The sequence below is a fragment of the Streptomyces sp. NBC_00513 genome, from assembly GCF_041431415.1.
Classification (GTDB): Bacteria; Actinomycetota; Actinomycetes; order Streptomycetales; family Streptomycetaceae; genus Streptomyces.
Genome location: NZ_CP107845.1, coordinates 1559856 through 1575220, shown reverse-complemented (window position 1 = coordinate 1575220; position 15365 = coordinate 1559856). Strand labels below are relative to the sequence as shown.

The following is a 15365-nucleotide window of genomic DNA, read 5'->3' as shown; positions in this document are numbered from 1 at the left end:
CTCCCGGCCCGCCGCGCGGCACGTGCCGCGGCGGCAACCCCGCGGGGGGCACCGCTGCGGGCTGTGCCGGAGCCGGGGTCACATTCACGCAGCCGGAGACAGCCGAGACGGCACAGGCCACTCCGAGCAGTAGTTTTGTCGTGGTTCGGGTTGGATGCACTCGCGCAACTCTGCTGTGCGAGGACCCGGTTGCGAAAACCCTGGGGCGATATTGCCCCCGCACGGGTGACGACCGCCCGTCGGCGCGCCGCCGGTTGACGGCCGGAGCGCGATCCGGGCGGAGACCGGGCCCGCTACTCGCCCGTGGCGCCGTCGATGTGCTCGCGCAGCAGGTCCGCGTGACCGTTGTGGCGGGCGTACTCCTCGATCATGTGGGTGTACACCCAGCGCAGGCTGAACACCTCGCCCCGGCGGTGACTCTCGGGTCGCGAGACCAGATCCAGGGAACGACCCTGCACGGACTGCCGCGCCAGCTCGATCTCGGTCCGCCACACCCGCTCGGAGTCGCTCCAGGTGTCCTCGGCGGTGAACCGGAAGTCGCCGTCCACGTTGTCCGGCGTCGAGTACAGGTCGGGGAGCTCCTCGCCGAGCATGATCTCGCGGAACCAGTAGCGTTCGACCTCGGCCATGTGCCGGACGAGGCCCAACAGGCTGAGTTCGGACGGCGCGAGCGCGTTGCGGCGCAGTTGCTCGTCCCCGAGTCCCTCGCACTTCCAGGCCAATGTGGAGCGGTGGTAGTCGAGCCAGCCGTCCAACATGTCCCGCTCGTTCGCGGTGGTGGAGGGTTCGGGGCGGTGGGATCCGGAGTTGGTCATGTGCCCCATCCTCAGCGACCGCAGCCCCTGTCACCAGGGATTAAGCTGCGAGCGTCCCACAAGGAACGAACCTGGAGGCTCCCGGTGAAGGTTGGCGTCATCGGACTCGGCGACATCGCCCGCAAGGCGTACCTGCCCGTCCTCACCGCCCGTCCGGGAGTGGAGCTGCACCTGCAGACCCGCACCCCCGCCACGCTGGAGCGGATCGGCGCGATCCACCACGTCCCGGCCGAGCGCCGGCACACCACGCTCGACGCCCTGCTCTCCGCGGGCCTCGACGCGGCCTTCGTGCACGCCCCGACCGAGGCCCACCCGCAGATCGTGGCGCGTCTGCTGGAGGCGGGCGTGCCCACCTACGTGGACAAGCCCCTGGCCTACGAGTTCGAGGACTCGCGGCGGCTGGTCGAACTGGCCGAGGAGCGCGGGACCTCCCTCGCCGTGGGCTTCAACCGGCGCCACGCGCCCGGGTACGCGCAGTGCGTCGACCACCCGCGCGATCTGATCGTCATGCAGAAGAACAGGGTCGGGCTGCCCGAGGACCCGAGGACGCTGGTCCTGGACGACTTCATCCACGTCGTCGACACCCTGCGGTTCCTGCTGCCCGGGGACGCCGACCACGTCGACGTCCGGGCCGTGGTGCGCGAGGGGCTGATGCACCAGGTGGTGCTCCAGATGTCCGGCGACGGGTTCACCGCCCTCGGCATCATGAACCGGCTGTCCGGGTCCACCGAGGAGATCCTGGAGGTCTCCGGACAGGACACCAAGCGGCAGGTCGTCAACCTCGCCGAGATCGTCGACCACAAGGGCCAGCCGACCGTGCGCAGGCGCGGCGACTGGGTGCCGGTCGCCCGCCAGCGGGGCATCGAACAGGTGGTGGACGCCTTCCTGGAAGCCGTCGAGGCCGGCACGACGCTGAGCGCCCGGGACGCCCTCCTCACCCACGAGCTGTGTGAACGGGTGGTGCGCTCGGCTCTGGAGCAGGCTTCCTGAGCGAAGGCCTCCACCGGGCCGCGCAGAACGCGGCCAGAGCGGCGAGGGCCGCGCCCACCGGCCAGTCCCCGAAGCGGACGTACAGCGTCGAGCCGGTGGCCAGCGGCACGGCGTACACGTGGGCGGAGCTCGCCGAGGTGGCGAGGGACGGGCCGACCCGCTCACCGGCAGGGCCGTGCACCTCGCTGATGCCGGTGAGGGTGGCGTGCACCACCGGGCGGCCGGTCTCGGCGGCGCGCAGGGCGGCGAGCGAGGCGTGCTGGGCCGGCGCCCAGCTGTCCTGGAAGCTGCTCGTCGCGGACTGCGCGACGAGCACGGCGGCCCCACCACGCGTCAGGTGCCGGCTCATGTCGGGGAACGCGGACTCGAAACAGACCAGCGGACCGAGCAGCAGCCCGGGCCGCCCCGGCAGCGGCATCAGCACGGGGGAGTCGCCCCGCACCCGGTCCTCGCCCGCCGCCTTGCCCACCGAGGTGGCCCAGCCGAACAGCGACCGGGCGGGCACGTACTCGCCGAAGGGAACCAGCCGCATCTTGTCGTACCGGTCGCCGGTCGGACCCTGGGGCCCTATCAGGACGGAACTCTTGCGGATCCCGGCGCTGTCGCCCCGCCGCGCGTCCACGTTCACCAGCAGGGGAGCCCCCACCTCGGCGGACAGCGTCGTCAACCGCCGTTCCAGGTCCGGGCGGACCTCCAGATCCGCGCCGACGCTGCTCTCGCCCCACACCACCAGGTCGGGGCGTTGGCCCGCCAGGGTCCGGGTCAGCCGCTCCCCGACGTCGAACCGGCGCTCGGCGCTGTCCGGACCGTCCGCGACGACCCCCGGCTGGACCACGGCCACGCGCAGCGCGCCGGTCGTCTCCGGGCGCGGCACCCACAGCCACACCACCCCGGTGAGCACCGCACAGCCGGTCACCCCGGCCACCGCCGGGACCCGCGCCCCGGGCACCGCCAGCAACAGCACCAGCGCGCAGTTCACCGCCACCACCAGCAGGCTCACCAGCCACACCCCGCCCACGGAAGCGAGCAGGAGCGCCGGCGGCACCTGCCACTGACTCGCCCCGAGCAGCCCCCACGGCCCGCCCAGGCCCTGCCAGGACCGGACCAACTCCGACAGCAGCCAACCCGCCGGTACGAGGACCAGCGCGGCCGCCGCACGACCGGCGGCCGGCACCCCGCCGAGCAGTTCCCGCACCAGCAGTGCCCAGGGGACCCACAGCAGCCCCAGCAGCGCGGCCACCGCGACCAGGAACACGTGCATGCTCGGCAGCAGCCAGTGGTGCACGGCGAAGATGAACCCGGCGCCGCCGAGCCACCCCTCCAGGGCCGCGCGCCGCCCCGTGGGGGCGGACCTCAGCAACAGCATCCAGGGCACGAGGGCGACATAGGCGAACCACCAGAGCCCGGGCGAGGGGAAGGCGAGGGCGGGCAGCGCTCCGGAGGCGACGGCTGCCGCCGCCCGCCACCACCGGTTCGACCTCGAGATCATGACGCGCCTCCGCCTCCAGTGTGGAACGGCCGGGCCGGATCAGCCCGGCCAGGGCTACGCGGACAGGTGCCGCCACTTCTCGTGCACGGTGACCGAGGTGAGCCGCCAGCCGTCCGCGGTCCGGGCCAGCGCGAACGCGTACCGCCCGGCGGCGACGAAATTGGGGGAGGTGAGCGTCCCGTCGAACTCCTCCCCGGCCAGCCGCATCGGGTTGAGGAAGTCCGCCCGCACCCGCGCCGAGTCCCCGGGCGAACCGCCCAGGTCCTCCAGCCGGATCAGCCGGTTGACGATCAGGTGCTGGCGCACCGGGAACAGCAGCATCGTCCGCGCGAGCCATTCGGCCACCTCGCCGGCGGGCCCCTCCACCCCGCCGGCCGAGCTGTAGTCGGCCCGCCCGGTCGGTGTGAACAGGGCGCGGTAGGCGTCCCAGTCACCGTCGTCGACGGCTGCCGCGTACCCCGAGACCACCTCGTCGATGGCCAGCCTGTCCATTACCGTCCCGAGGTCCACACGCTGCGTCATCGGGACAGTCTGGGGGCGTACGCCCGCGAGGCCAAGGGGCATGCGCGGACCGGGCCCCCACGCACGCGATCAATGACCGGAATGAGCCTCCCGCGGTCGGACCACGACCAGGAACGCGTCACTGTCCAGGTCCATCACGACCTCGGCCGGCACGCCCTCGCGCAATCGCTGCGCCGCGTACTCCTCGGCGGGCCAGCTTCCCCGCGGACTTCCGGCCGGAAAACGCTCCAACACCACACGACCCATGGGACACCCCCTGCTGCTTGCCTTCAGGTCTCTTCAGGCACAACGACGCGGAAGCCGCCCGGGAACGTTCCCGAGCGGCCTCCGGTTCACGCGAAGCGGTGAGCGTGCCGCGCGCTACGAGCCGGACTCGCCCGCGTGCGGGCTCAGCACGTCCGTGCCGATCAGCGCGAACAGCAGGATGCCCAGGGCGATCCGGTAGATCACGAACGGCATGAAGCTCTTGGTGGAGATGAACTTCATGAACCAGGCGATCACGACGTAGCCCACGAAGAATGCGATGACCGTCGCGAAGATCGTCGGACCCCAGGAGATGTGCCCCGGGGTCTCCATCACGTCCTTGATCTCGAACGCCCCGGAGGCCAGCACGGCCGGGATGGCGAGAAGGAAGGAGTAGCGGGCCGCCGCCTCGCGCGTGAAGCCCAGGAGCAGACCGCCGGAGATCGTCGCGCCGGAACGCGAGACGCCGGGGATCAGGGCCATCGCCTGGCAGACACCGAAGATCAGACCGTCCTTGACGCCCAGCTCCTGGAGCGTCTTGCGCTCCTTGACGACACGGTGCTTCCCGCCCTGCTCGTCGCGCGAGGCCAGCCAGTCGGCATAGCCGAGCACGATGCCCATCACGATCAGGGTGGTGGCGGTCAGTCGCAGGTCGCGGGCCGGACCCACGATCGCGTCCTTGAAGACGAGGCCGAGGACACCGATCGGAATCGATCCGACGATCACCAGCCAGCCCATCTTCGCGTCCTGCTCGGAGCGGAGGGCCTTGGTGTAGAGGGAACGGAACCACGTGGAGATGATCCGCGCGATGTCCTTGCGGAAGTAGATCAGAACGGCGGCCTCGGTGCCGATCTGGGTGATGGCGGTGAAGGCCGCCCCCGGGTCGTGCCAGCCGGCGAAAGCCGCGGTCAGCCTGAGGTGGGCACTGGAGGAGATCGGGAGGAACTCCGTAAGCCCCTGGACGAGACCGAGGATTAGGGATTCGAACCAGCTCATGTCGGGGTGCGCTCGTCCTTGTGATCGTCGGGCAGTTCGGGTCCGATGCTAGGGCCCGTGGGGGGCGCCGCTGACCACAGGGGGGTGGTGGGGCGCCGGCTCGTACGCCGGGCCGTGTACGACGGGGGGTGCCAGACGGTGCCGCTTGCGCCAGGCGACGGCCGCCGCGACGACCCCGGAGACCGCGATGAAGCCGAACGACGCGAGGAACGCGGGCGAACCCGGGGACGAGGCGCTGGCCCCCGCGATCACGTACGCGGCGGTGTTCGGGACCGTGCCGAGGGCCGTCGCCGCCAGGAACGGCAGCCAGCCACAACGGGAGACCGCGGCGCAGTAGTTGGCCGCGGCGAAGGGCACCCCGGGGAAGATCCGGATCGCCAGCATGGAACGGAACCCGTGCCGGCTCAACTGTCCGTCGGCCGCCCGCAACCAGCGGCCGCGCAACAGCGGACGCAAAGCCCCCTGCCCCATCACCCGCCCCAGAGCGAAGGCGACGCCGGCCCCGAGCACCGTGCCACCCACCGCCGCCACCAGGCCGAACGGGGTTCCGAAGACCGCCCCCGCGGCGAGGTTCAGCAGCGGGCGCGGCACGAACGCCGCCGTGCACAACCCGTACACCGCCGCGAACAGCGACACCGCCACACCCACCGGGAGCGCCGGCGGCCACCCCTCCGAGAGGAGGCGCTGGGGCTCGTACAGCAGCACGCACACGCCCGCCGCGACGAGCAGCAGGACGAGCACGGACAGCCGGGTCCACGGCGCGAGGAGGAGGGACATCCCGGGAGACTAACCGACACATGCGGCGTCGCGCCGTAATCCGGACCTCATGCGGTCGAACGACCGGCGACCTCCGAACGTGCCCCGCGCCCGCCCGCGGACGCGGTTCGCGCCGCCCGGCAGAGGGTGCGTCGTGGACGTCGAGCAGGTCGGTCGTGCGACGGGCCCGCGCCGAGGGCGGCGAGCCCGTCCGCGCGGATCAGCGCACCCGACGCCGCGTACCGGCCCGAGCAGTGACCAAGGACACTGCGAGACCCACCGGGACCGGCCGCCCCTCCCCGCCGCCGGGTCGCCGGCCCCTCGCGGACAGTGAGCGCCCTGGGCGGTCGGTGAACCGGCCGAGTCGGCAAGAACCCCCGACCGCGCGGAAATTGGTTCGACGCCGGCCCGATCGCACGGCAGGATCGGCGACATGTCCAGGCACGCCTTCCTCGCAGCGCCGTCCGCAGTCGCGGACGCGCCGAAGGCTGCCTTCCTCGTGGAGGATCTCGCCCTCGTCGCATTCGACGGCGCACGAAGCTGACCCTTCCCGGATCGTCCGGCGGACCCCACAGGGGGAGGGTCGGTTCGCTCCAGGGGTCCCGCTCCAGTTTCGGAACACACGGGAAGACATCATGGCCAAGACGGCCTTCGTGCGCACCAAGCCGCACCTCAACATCGGCACCATGGGACACGTCGACCACGGGAAGACGACCCTCACCGCCGCCATCACCAAGGTCCTCGCCGAGCGCGGCGGCGCCTCCTTCGTCCCGTTCGACCGCATCGACCGGGCCCCCGAGGAGGCCCGGCGCGGCATCACCATCAACCTCACGCACGTCGAGTACGAGACCGACACCCGGCACTACGCCCACGTCGACATGCCCGGTCACGCCGACTACGTCAAGAACATGGTCACGGGCGCGGCCCAGTCGACGGGGCGATCCTCGTCGTGTCCGCGCTCGACGGCGTCATGCCACAGACGGCCGAGCACGTACTGCTGGCCCGCCAAGTGGGCGTGAACCACATCGTGGTGGCCCTCAACAAGGCCGACGCCGGGGACCCCGAGCTCACCGACCTGGTGGAGCTGGAGGTCCGCGAACTGCTGACCGCGCACGGCTACGGCGGCGACACCGCCCCGGTCGTCCGGGTCTCCGGGCTCGGGGCGCTGGAGGGGGACCCGCGCTGGACCGGGGCGATCGAGGCGCTGCTGGACGCCGTGGACACGTACGTGCCGATGCCCGTGCGCTACACGGACGCCCCGTTCCTGCTGCCGGTGGAGAACGTGCTGACCATCACCGGGCGCGGGACCGTCGTGACCGGCGCCGTCGAGCGGGGCTCGATCCGGCTCGGCGAGCGCGTGAGCGTGCTCGGCGGGGACGGCGAGCCGGTCGAGACGGTGGTCACCGGGCTGGAGACCTTCGGCCGGCCGATGGAGTCCGCCGAGGCCGGGGACAACGTCGCGCTCCTGTTGCGCGGCGTGCCGCGCGACGGGGTCCGGCGCGGGCACGTGGTCGCGGCGCCCGGGAGCGTGGAGCCGAGCCGCCGTTTCACCGCGCGGGTGTACGTGCTCTCCGCGCGGGAGGGCGGCCGTACGACGGCGCTCGCGTCCGGGTACCGGCCGCAGTTCTACATCCGCACCGCCGACGTGGTCGGGGACGTGGACCTGGGCGAGGCGGCCGTCGTCCGACCCGGGGAGACGGTCACCATGACCGTGGAGCTCGGGCGGGACGTGCCGCTGGAGACCGGCCTCGGCTTCGCGATCCGTGAGGGCGGGCGCACGGTCGGCGCCGGGACGGTGACCGCCGTCCTCTGAGCCGATCCTCGGTGTCGCCCGGATCGGGGCCCGCCGTGGTGGCGGCGGTCGGCTTCGGCCAGACTGCCGTCATCACGGGACACGACCGAGGGGCGGGCGGCGATGAGCGGCGAAACGGCACTGGTGCTGGGCGGCGGGGGGCTCACCGGGATCGGCTGGGAGAGCGGGATCCTGTACGGGCTCGCCCGTGCGGGCATCGACCTGGGCGACGCCGAACTCGTCGTCGGCACCTCGGCCGGCTCGGTGGTGGGCGCGCAACTCACCTCCGGGCTGCTGACCCCCCGGGAGCTGTACGAACGTCAGCTGGGCGACGCCTCGGGCGAGACGGTGGCGCGGCTCGGCGCGGGGCTCGTCGCGCGGTACGCCGTCGCGATGGCCCGCTCGCGCGACGCCGCCGGCTACCGCAGGCGCGTCGGCGCCTACGCCCTGGCCGCCGCCGGGACGGCATCGGAGACGGAGCGCCGCGAGGTTCTCAAGGCCCGACTGGTCTCGCGGGAGTGGCCCGAGCGGAGGTTCGTCGTCACCGCCGTGGACACCCTGAGCGGGGAACTCACCGCCTTCGACCGCACGGGCGGGGCCGGGCTGCTGGACGCCGTCTCGGCGAGTTGCGCCGTACCGGGGGTGTGGCCGCCGGTGACCGTGGGCGGGCGACGGTTCATGGACGGCGGTGTCCGCTCCGCCACCAACGCCGACCTGGCGGCGGGATACGCCCGGGTGGTGATCCTCGCGCCCATGAGTCTGGGCACCGGCGTGATCCCCTCGCCCGCCACGCAGGCGGCCCGGTTGCGGGCGGCCGGGGCCCGGGTGCTGCTGATCACCCCGTCCCAGGTGGCGCGCAAGGCCTTCGGGCGCAACGTGCTGGACCCCGCCCGGCGGGACCCGGCGGCGCGGGCGGGGCTGGCACAGGCGGCCGATCACGTGGCCGAGGCGACGGCCGTCTGGGCGACCTGACGGCGCGGCGGCCCGACAATGGTGGGGTGGACGACGAACAGATCCCGGTGATCCGGGACGTGGGCCAGGGCACCGCCAAGCTGATGCCGGACGTGGACCGGGAACGGGCCTGGCTGCTGACCGTCAACGGGGCACCACAGTCGTACGTGGACCTGGACGCGCCGGAGCACCTGGAGTTCGAGTACGTGCGTCGGCTGGCCCACGTACTCGACTGCGCGGCCCAGCCCGGGGCCCCGCTCGACCTGCTGCACCTGGGAGGGGGCGCGCTGACCCTGCCGCGCTACGCCGCCGCGACCCGGCCCGGCTCCCGACAGCAGGTGGTGGAGTTCGACGCGGAACTGGTGGACATGGTGGCGCGGCACCTGCCGCTGGCGGAGGGCGCCGGCGTCACGGTGCACGCGGCCGACGCCCGGGCCTGGTTGGGCGGCGCCCCCGGCGCGAGCGTGGACGTCCTGGTCGCGGACGTGTTCGGGGGCGCGCGGGTGCCGGCGCAGCTGACCTCGGTGGAGTACGCGCGGGAGGCGGCCCGGGTGCTCAGGCCCGGCGGGCTGTACGCGGCGAACCTGGCCGACGGGGCGCCCTTCGGGTTCCTGCGGGCGCAGCTGGCGAACTTCGGGGCGGTGTTCGGGGAACTGGCGCTGATCGCGGAGCCGGGCGTGCTGCGGGGACGGCGCTTCGGGAACGCGGTGCTCGTGGCGTCGGACCGGGAGATCCCGGTGGCGGCGCTGGCCCGGCGCTGCGCGGCCGACGCGTTCGCGGCGCGGGTGGAGGACGGGGAGGCGTTGGCCCGGTTCATGCGGGGGGCGCTGCCGGTGGGGGACGCGCAGGCGGTCGCCTCGCCGGAGCCGCCGACGGGGGCGTTCAGCGTCGACTAGGTCGTGGCTCTCGGGTGAGGGCGGGTCAGCCCAGGGGGAGCGCGGCCGGGGCGGGCGGCGCCGCGTGGACGTCGGGGGCTTCCTTCGCGGACTTGCGGGTCATCCGGCGGACGTCCGGGACGAGCAGGACCAGCCCGGTGACCAGGATCACGAGGGCCGCGCACCCCCACAGGGCGGAGGTGCGGCCGACGGCCGATTCGACGGGGCCGGCCAGGGCGGTGGCGAGCGGCAGCATCGACACCGAGCCGAACCAGTCGTAGGCGGACACCCGGGAGAACTTCTCCTCCGGGATCTCCTGGTGCATGGTCGTCATCCAGCTGACGCCGAACACCTCGATCGCCAGGCCGATCACGAGCATCACGAGGCACAGGGCCCACACGGGAAGCGGTACCGCCAGTCCGGCGGAGGGCAGGGCCAGCGGAAACACGCACAGGGTGCCGACCAGCAGCAACCGTCGGGGTTTCCACGCCATCATGAGGAAGGCGCCGGCGATGGTGCCCACGCCGAAGAAGGCCAGGGCGAGGCCCCAGGGGGCCGCCCCGCCGAGTCGGTCCCGCGCGACCAACGGCCCGTACACGGCCTCGGCGGCGCCGACGACGGCGACGACCACGGAGAACTGGAGCACGATGCTCCACAGCCACGGGCGGGTCTTGAACTCCACCCAGCCCTCGCGCAGGTCGGACAGCAGCCCGCCGCCGGGGACCCGGTCGGGGATGTGACCGACGTCGAGGAAGGCGCGCAGGGCGCCGGCGACGGCGAAGGCCGCCGCGTCGACGGCGAGCACCCAGCCCGGGCCCATGGCGGCGATCAGGGCGCCGCCGAGGGCCGCGCCGCCGATGCCGGCGCCGTTCATGGCCATCCGGAAGAGCGCGAAGGCCCGATTGGCGTGCGGGCCGGACACGGTGGAGAGCAGCATGCCCTCGGCGGCCGGATTGAAGAACGCGGTACCCGTGCCGCAGAGCGCGGTGAGCAGCATCATCTGCCACAACCGCGGGTGCCCGGTGAGGACGATCACGGCGAACGCGGCTTGGGACACGCAGTTCAGGGCGTTCGCCCCGACCATCACCCGGTGGCGGGGCAGCCGGTCGGCGATGGCTCCGCCGATGAGCAGGAACAGGACGAGCGGCAGGGTGCGCGCCGCCGCGACGAGTCCGACGTCACCCGGGGACCCGCCGGTCTGGATGACCGCGAAGGAGGCCGCGATGAGCGCTCCGTGGCTGCCGAGGTTCGTGACGACCGCCGCGGCCGTCAGGAGGCTGTAGTTGCGGCCCGCCCATTCGGGGCGTCGGCGTGCGGACAGCGGGGCGGGATCGGCGGGGGGAGTGCTCACCCACGGACTATCCCTGCCCGGGGCCGGGATTCCAAACGAAATTCCGGCCCCGGGCAGGGGGCTGCGAAGATCAGCTCGCGTTGAGGCGGACGGAGCTGAGGATCTTCTCGTACGTCTCCTGGCTGACCTCGCCGGGAACCCCGGCCGCGCTGTAGAGGACCCAGGTCGCGAAGTCGTTCTTGGCGTTCTTGAAGCTGAAGGCGATGCTCTTGCCGTCCGAGGAGCACTTGTTCTCCTTCGGCAGGCCGGTCACCGAGGCGGTCGCCATGTGCCCCTTGAGACCGGAGGAGGTGGTGTACTCCTTGGGCTCCGTGACCTTGGTGGTGCCCTTCGGTCCCTTCTGCGCGTATCCGGCGAAGACCCAGTTGCCGGCCTCGGTGCGCGCCGCCTCGGCGGTGTCCTTCGCTCCCTGGCCGCCCTTGGTGCCGGTGCCGCCGAGCGACGTGGTCTCCTCGCTGCCGTTCTTGTCGGAGTCGACCTTGCACCAGTCCTGCTTGAGGTACGCCGGCGCGGACATCATGACGATCGGCGAGCCGTCGCCCTTGGCCTCGTCCTCGAAGCCGATCGACATGCCGGAGCTCAGCACCTCCCAGTCCGGCGGGACGTCGAAGGCGGTGCCGTGCTTCGGGTTGACGACGACCTTCCAACCGGGGATCACCGGCTTCAGGTCACCACCGGCGCGCGGGTTCCCGGTGGGGGTGGCCGGGGCGGCCGAGCTCGCGGCGGGGGACGAGGCGGCGACGACGGGCTTGTCGTCGGCCTGGTCGCTCTTCTTGTCCCGGGTGAGGACGAAGGTGCCGGTGACGGCGGCCGTGACGACGACCGCCGCGGCCGCGACGATGGCCACGGTCTTCGTGGAGAAGCGGGTTCCGCCGCCCTGGGGTGTCTGCGGGGGCTGCTGTCCCCACGGCTGTACGGGAGGGGGCGTCTGGTAGCCCGGCTGGGGGTAGCCGTAGCCGGGCGGCTGCTGCTCGCCGAACCCCTGCTGCGGCGGCTGCTGCTGGTACGGGTTCGGCGTTCCCGGCTGCTGCTGGTACGGGTTCTGTTGCGCGTCCTGGGGGTCGTTCTCTCCCCCGGGCGGCTGCTGCTGTCCTGGCCACATGGCCGGTAACGATAGTGGGAGCGGGTGTCGGGAGCCACGGCCGCCCCCGGGGGAGGTCTGGCCAACCGCATCTACTCGTGGGTAACATCGCGTTCCATGAGCGCAGAACAGATGAACGTGGGCGAACTGCTCGCCGCGACGGTACCGATGGCCCGCACCCTCAACCTCCAGTTCCTGGAGACCACTCCGGAGCGCGCGGTCGTCCGCCTGCCGGACCAGCCCGACTACCACAACCACGTGGGCGGCCCGCACGCCGGCGCCATGTTCACGCTGGCCGAGTCCGCGAGCGGCGCCATCGTCCTGGCCGCCTTCAGCGACCAGCTCTCGCGCGCCGTACCGCTCGCCGTCAAGGCGGAGATCGGCTACAAGAAGCTCGCCAAGGGCGTCGTCACCGCCACCGCCACGCTCGGCCGCCCGGCCGCCGAGGTCATCGCCGAGCTGGACGCCGGCGGTCGCCCCGAGTTCCCCGTCACCATCGCCATCCAGCGCGAGGACGAGGCCGTGACGGGTGAGATGACCGTCGTCTGGACGCTGCGCCCCAACGCGTAGCACGCGGCGCGTCAGGGAGGCTCTCCCTGGGCCTTCGGGGGGAAGCCCAGGGAGTTTCCGGGCGACCGGCGGGGCAGGGTTCCGTCAGGCCGCCGGCTCAGCCGGCCTCGCCCCGGCGCGGCGCGCCTCGGCCCACGGGCCTACTGCCCGAGCCGGTGGATGACCTTCCCGGCACGGGGCTCCGCTCCCCGCGCCGCGTAGAAGTCCAACGCCGCCGGGTTGTCGGTATCGGCCGTCCACTCCACCCGCGAGCAACCGGCCTCGGACGCCGCTGCCTTCAGCGCGGGGGCTGCCGCAGCCGCCGCAGGGCTGAACCTCGGCGTCGCGGTGGCGCGTCCGGGCGAACCCGCCGGCGCCCCGGCGCACAGTGGGCGCGGGAGCGGTCCGGCGCGGGCCGCTCCCGCCGATGCCGACGCCGCAGGGAGCGCCCATGAGCGAGGCCGTGTCCAGACGTTCCGCGGTGCGTTTGCTCGGCGCCCTGGGCGCCACGCTCGCCACCGCCGGTTGCGTGGCCGCCGTACCGCCAGGGGCCGCGCCCCGCAAGGCGTCCCCCGCGGCGGGACCCGCCGGGCAGCCGGCCGGCACGGCCCGGATCGACGCCCTGCTGGGCCGGCTCACCCTCGACGAGAAGACCGCCCTGCTGCACGGGGCCCCGGACCCCGCCCCGCTCGGCCAGGCCGGCCACGTGCCCGGCGTTCCCCGGCTCGGCGTCCCGGCCCTGCGGCTCGCCGACGGACCCGCCGGCGTCCGCGTCGCCGCACGCGCCACCGCGCTGCCCGCGCCCGTGCTGCTGGCCTCCGCCTTCGACCCGGCGCTCGCCCGGGAGTACGGCCGGGTCCTGGGCCGCGAGGGCCGGGCGCTGGGGCAGGACGTCCTGCTCGCCCCCATGGTCAACCTGATCCGCACCCCGTTCGCCGGACGCAACTTCGAGACCTTCGCCGAGGACCCCAGGCTCACGGCCGACCTGGTCGCCGAACTCGTGCGGGGGATCCAGGACGAGGGAATGATCGCCACCGTCAAGCACTTCGCGCTCAACAACCAGGAACGCGGTCGCGACACCATCGACGTCGTCGTCTCCGAACAGACCCTGCACGAGACCGAACTGAGGGGATTCGAGGCCGCGGTCGCCGCCGGCGTCGGCGTCGTGATGGGCGCGTACAACAAGGTCAACGGGACCTATGCCTGCGAGAACAAGGCGCTCCTGGACGAACTGCTGCGCGGCCGCTGGGGGTTCGACGGCTGGGTGGTCTCCGACTGGGGCGCCACCCACGGCACCGTCGCTTCCGTCAACGCCGGCCTCGACATGGAGATGCCCGGTGGCACCCACTACGGCGCCCCGCTGCGCGAGGCGGTGCGCGGTGGCTCGGTCTCACAGGACACCGTGGACCTCGCCGTACGCCGGATCCTGACCACCATGGACCGATTCGGGCTGCTCGCCGAACATCCCGTCGCCCGCCCCACCCGCGACGCCTCCGCCGGGGCCCGGTTCGCCCGCAAGGTGGCCACCGCGGGGGCGGTTCTGCTGCGCAACGAACACGGCACCCTGCCGCTGACCGGGGCGGCGGCCCGCTCGATCGCCGTGATCGGCCCGACCGGCCAGGTGCCGTTCGTCGGTGGCGGCGGCAGCGCCCACGTGGTCCCCGACGCGGCCGAGGCCCCGCTCACCGCCATCAAGCGGCGCGCCGGGAACGGGGCGAGCGTCCGTCACGTGCTCGGCGAGGACGTGTACGGCCGGGCGCTCCCGCCCACCCTGCTGACGCCGCCCGCCGATCTGGACGACCGCAGCGTGGACGCCGGCCGCCGCTGGAGCCACGAGGGAACGTTCACCCTGGCCGCGGCCGACGAGTGGACGCTGATCGTCCACTACGCCGGGAAGCGGCCGGTCGTACGCCTCGACGGGGAGGACCTGTTCCCCGTACGCCAGGGCGTCGCCGAGTACTTCGCGGGCGGGCTCCTCGGGGCGGCCCCCGACGGGCTGACCGTCCGGCGCCACACTCGCGCCCTCAAGGCCGGCGTCCACCGCCTTGCGGTCACCGCGGACGGCGGGGACAAGGGCCTGCGCTTGCGGCTGCGGCACATCACCCGCGCCGGCAGGGCCGCCGACGTCGCCGAGGCCGTCAAGGCCGCCGAAGAGGCCCACAGCGTGGTGCTGTTCGCGTACGAGGACGCCACCGAGGGCCGCGACCGCACCTCCCTCGCGCTGCCGGGCGGACAGGCCGCGCTGATCGAGGCCGTCACCGCCGTCAACCCGCGGACCACCGTGGTCCTCAACACCTCCTCCAGCACCACCATGCCCTGGCTCGCGCGGACCGGGGCGGTCCTCCAGATGTACTACCCGGGGCAGGAGGGGGCCGGAGCGACCGCAGACCTGCTCTTCGGGGACGTCGACCCGGGCGGCCGGCTGACGCAGACCTTCCCGGTCGAGGAGCGGGCGACCCCGGTCGGCGGGGACCCGCAGCGCTACCCCGGCGTCGGCGGCCGGCAGGAGTACACCGAGGGCGTGCACGTCGGCCACCGCTGGTACGACGCGCAGAAGGTGGAGCCGCTGTTCCCCTTCGGGCACGGGCTCTCGTACACGACGTGGGCGTACGAGAAGCTCGCCGTGCGAGCGGAGCGCGGCGGGCTGCGCGTGGAGTTCACGGTCCGCAACACCGGACCCCGCAAGGGCGTGGAGGTGGCGCAGGTGTACCTCGGGCCGGCCGGCTCGCTGCGATTGGACCAGCCGGTGCGCGTGTTGGCCGGGTACCGGCGGCTGACCCTGGCCCCGGGGCAGGCGCAGCGGGTCACCGTCGACATCGACGCCCGGACGCTGTCGTCGTGGGACCCGGACCAGCACACCTGGGTGGTGGGTTCAGGCCCGCGGGAGGTGTTCGCGGGCCGTTCCTCGCGTGAACTGCCACTGAGGGCGAGGGCCGTCGTGGCGAGCCGATAGGC

Annotated in this window: 13 protein-coding genes and 1 pseudogene; 6 read left to right on the top strand and 8 right to left on the bottom strand. The window is 73.3% G+C overall.

What is annotated here, in order from left to right; translation table 11 throughout:
• Nucleotides 1–293 precede the first annotated feature (293 nt).
• Entirely contained in the window at nucleotides 294–815 is a 522-nt protein-coding gene (locus OHA84_RS07450) for a DinB family protein (protein ID WP_266972510.1), read from the bottom strand.
• 84 nt (nucleotides 816–899) lie between these two features.
• Between OHA84_RS07450 and OHA84_RS07445 the strand changes: the two genes are divergently transcribed.
• A complete protein-coding gene (locus OHA84_RS07445) occupies nucleotides 900–1805 on the top strand; it encodes a Gfo/Idh/MocA family protein (protein WP_266972512.1) in 906 nt (301 codons plus the stop codon).
• Here OHA84_RS07445 and lnt read toward each other — a convergent pair.
• The 5 genes from lnt to OHA84_RS07420 form a co-directional block, all read right to left on the bottom strand.
• Nucleotides 1750–3294, bottom strand: coding sequence for an apolipoprotein N-acyltransferase (lnt, locus tag OHA84_RS07440; RefSeq protein ID WP_266972514.1), 1545 nt, complete (start codon nucleotides 3292–3294; stop codon nucleotides 1750–1752). The two genes, OHA84_RS07445 and lnt, sit on opposite strands and share 56 nt — an antisense overlap.
• A 54-nt stretch (nucleotides 3295–3348) precedes the next feature.
• The gene (locus tag OHA84_RS07435) at nucleotides 3349–3816 is read right to left on the bottom strand and encodes a nuclear transport factor 2 family protein (protein WP_053683211.1); all 468 of its coding nucleotides are present in this window, start codon (nucleotides 3814–3816) and stop codon (nucleotides 3349–3351) included.
• 69 nt (nucleotides 3817–3885) lie between these two features.
• On the bottom strand, nucleotides 3886–4062 hold the full coding sequence (locus tag OHA84_RS07430; RefSeq protein ID WP_266951622.1) for a hypothetical protein: 177 nt from the start codon (nucleotides 4060–4062) through the stop codon (nucleotides 3886–3888).
• 114 nt (nucleotides 4063–4176) lie between these two features.
• Nucleotides 4177–5055, bottom strand: a complete 879-nt coding sequence (locus OHA84_RS07425; RefSeq protein ID WP_266951624.1) for an undecaprenyl-diphosphate phosphatase — start codon at nucleotides 5053–5055, stop codon at nucleotides 4177–4179.
• A gap of 48 nt (nucleotides 5056–5103) precedes the next feature.
• Nucleotides 5104–5832, bottom strand: coding sequence for a TVP38/TMEM64 family protein (locus tag OHA84_RS07420; RefSeq protein WP_266972517.1), 729 nt, complete (start codon nucleotides 5830–5832; stop codon nucleotides 5104–5106).
• Between the two features lie 614 nt (nucleotides 5833–6446).
• Between OHA84_RS07420 and tuf the strand changes: the two are divergent.
• The 3 genes and pseudogenes from tuf to OHA84_RS07405 all read left to right on the top strand — a co-directional run bounded on the left by tuf (nucleotide 6447) and on the right by OHA84_RS07405 (nucleotide 9450).
• Nucleotides 6447–7624: pseudogene (tuf, locus tag OHA84_RS07415) on the top strand (elongation factor Tu).
• A 102-nt stretch (nucleotides 7625–7726) separates the two neighbouring features.
• Nucleotides 7727–8575: a patatin-like phospholipase family protein gene (locus OHA84_RS07410; RefSeq protein WP_266972519.1), complete on the top strand. Its 849-nt coding sequence runs from the start codon at nucleotides 7727–7729 to the stop codon at nucleotides 8573–8575.
• An 83-nt stretch (nucleotides 8576–8658) separates the two neighbouring features.
• A complete protein-coding gene (locus OHA84_RS07405; RefSeq protein WP_266974120.1) occupies nucleotides 8659–9450 on the top strand; it encodes a spermidine synthase in 792 nt (263 codons plus the stop codon).
• A 25-nt stretch (nucleotides 9451–9475) separates the two neighbouring features.
• Here the strand turns inward: OHA84_RS07405 and OHA84_RS07400 are convergent, their stop codons facing one another.
• Entirely contained in the window at nucleotides 9476–10780 is a 1305-nt protein-coding gene (locus tag OHA84_RS07400) for an MFS transporter (protein ID WP_266972521.1), read from the bottom strand.
• Between the two features lie 70 nt (nucleotides 10781–10850).
• Nucleotides 10851–11882, bottom strand: coding sequence for a hypothetical protein (locus tag OHA84_RS07395; protein ID WP_053683223.1), 1032 nt, complete (start codon nucleotides 11880–11882; stop codon nucleotides 10851–10853).
• A 96-nt stretch (nucleotides 11883–11978) separates the two neighbouring features.
• Between OHA84_RS07395 and OHA84_RS07390 the strand changes: the two genes are divergently transcribed.
• Together OHA84_RS07390 and OHA84_RS07385 are read left to right on the top strand one after the other, a co-directional pair.
• Nucleotides 11979–12431, top strand: coding sequence for a DUF4442 domain-containing protein (locus OHA84_RS07390; protein ID WP_199826666.1), 453 nt, complete (start codon nucleotides 11979–11981; stop codon nucleotides 12429–12431).
• A 430-nt stretch (nucleotides 12432–12861) separates the two neighbouring features.
• Nucleotides 12862–15363: a glycoside hydrolase family 3 C-terminal domain-containing protein gene (locus OHA84_RS07385; RefSeq protein WP_266972524.1), complete on the top strand. Its 2502-nt coding sequence runs from the start codon at nucleotides 12862–12864 to the stop codon at nucleotides 15361–15363.
• The last annotated feature ends 2 nt before the right edge of the window (nucleotides 15364–15365 follow it).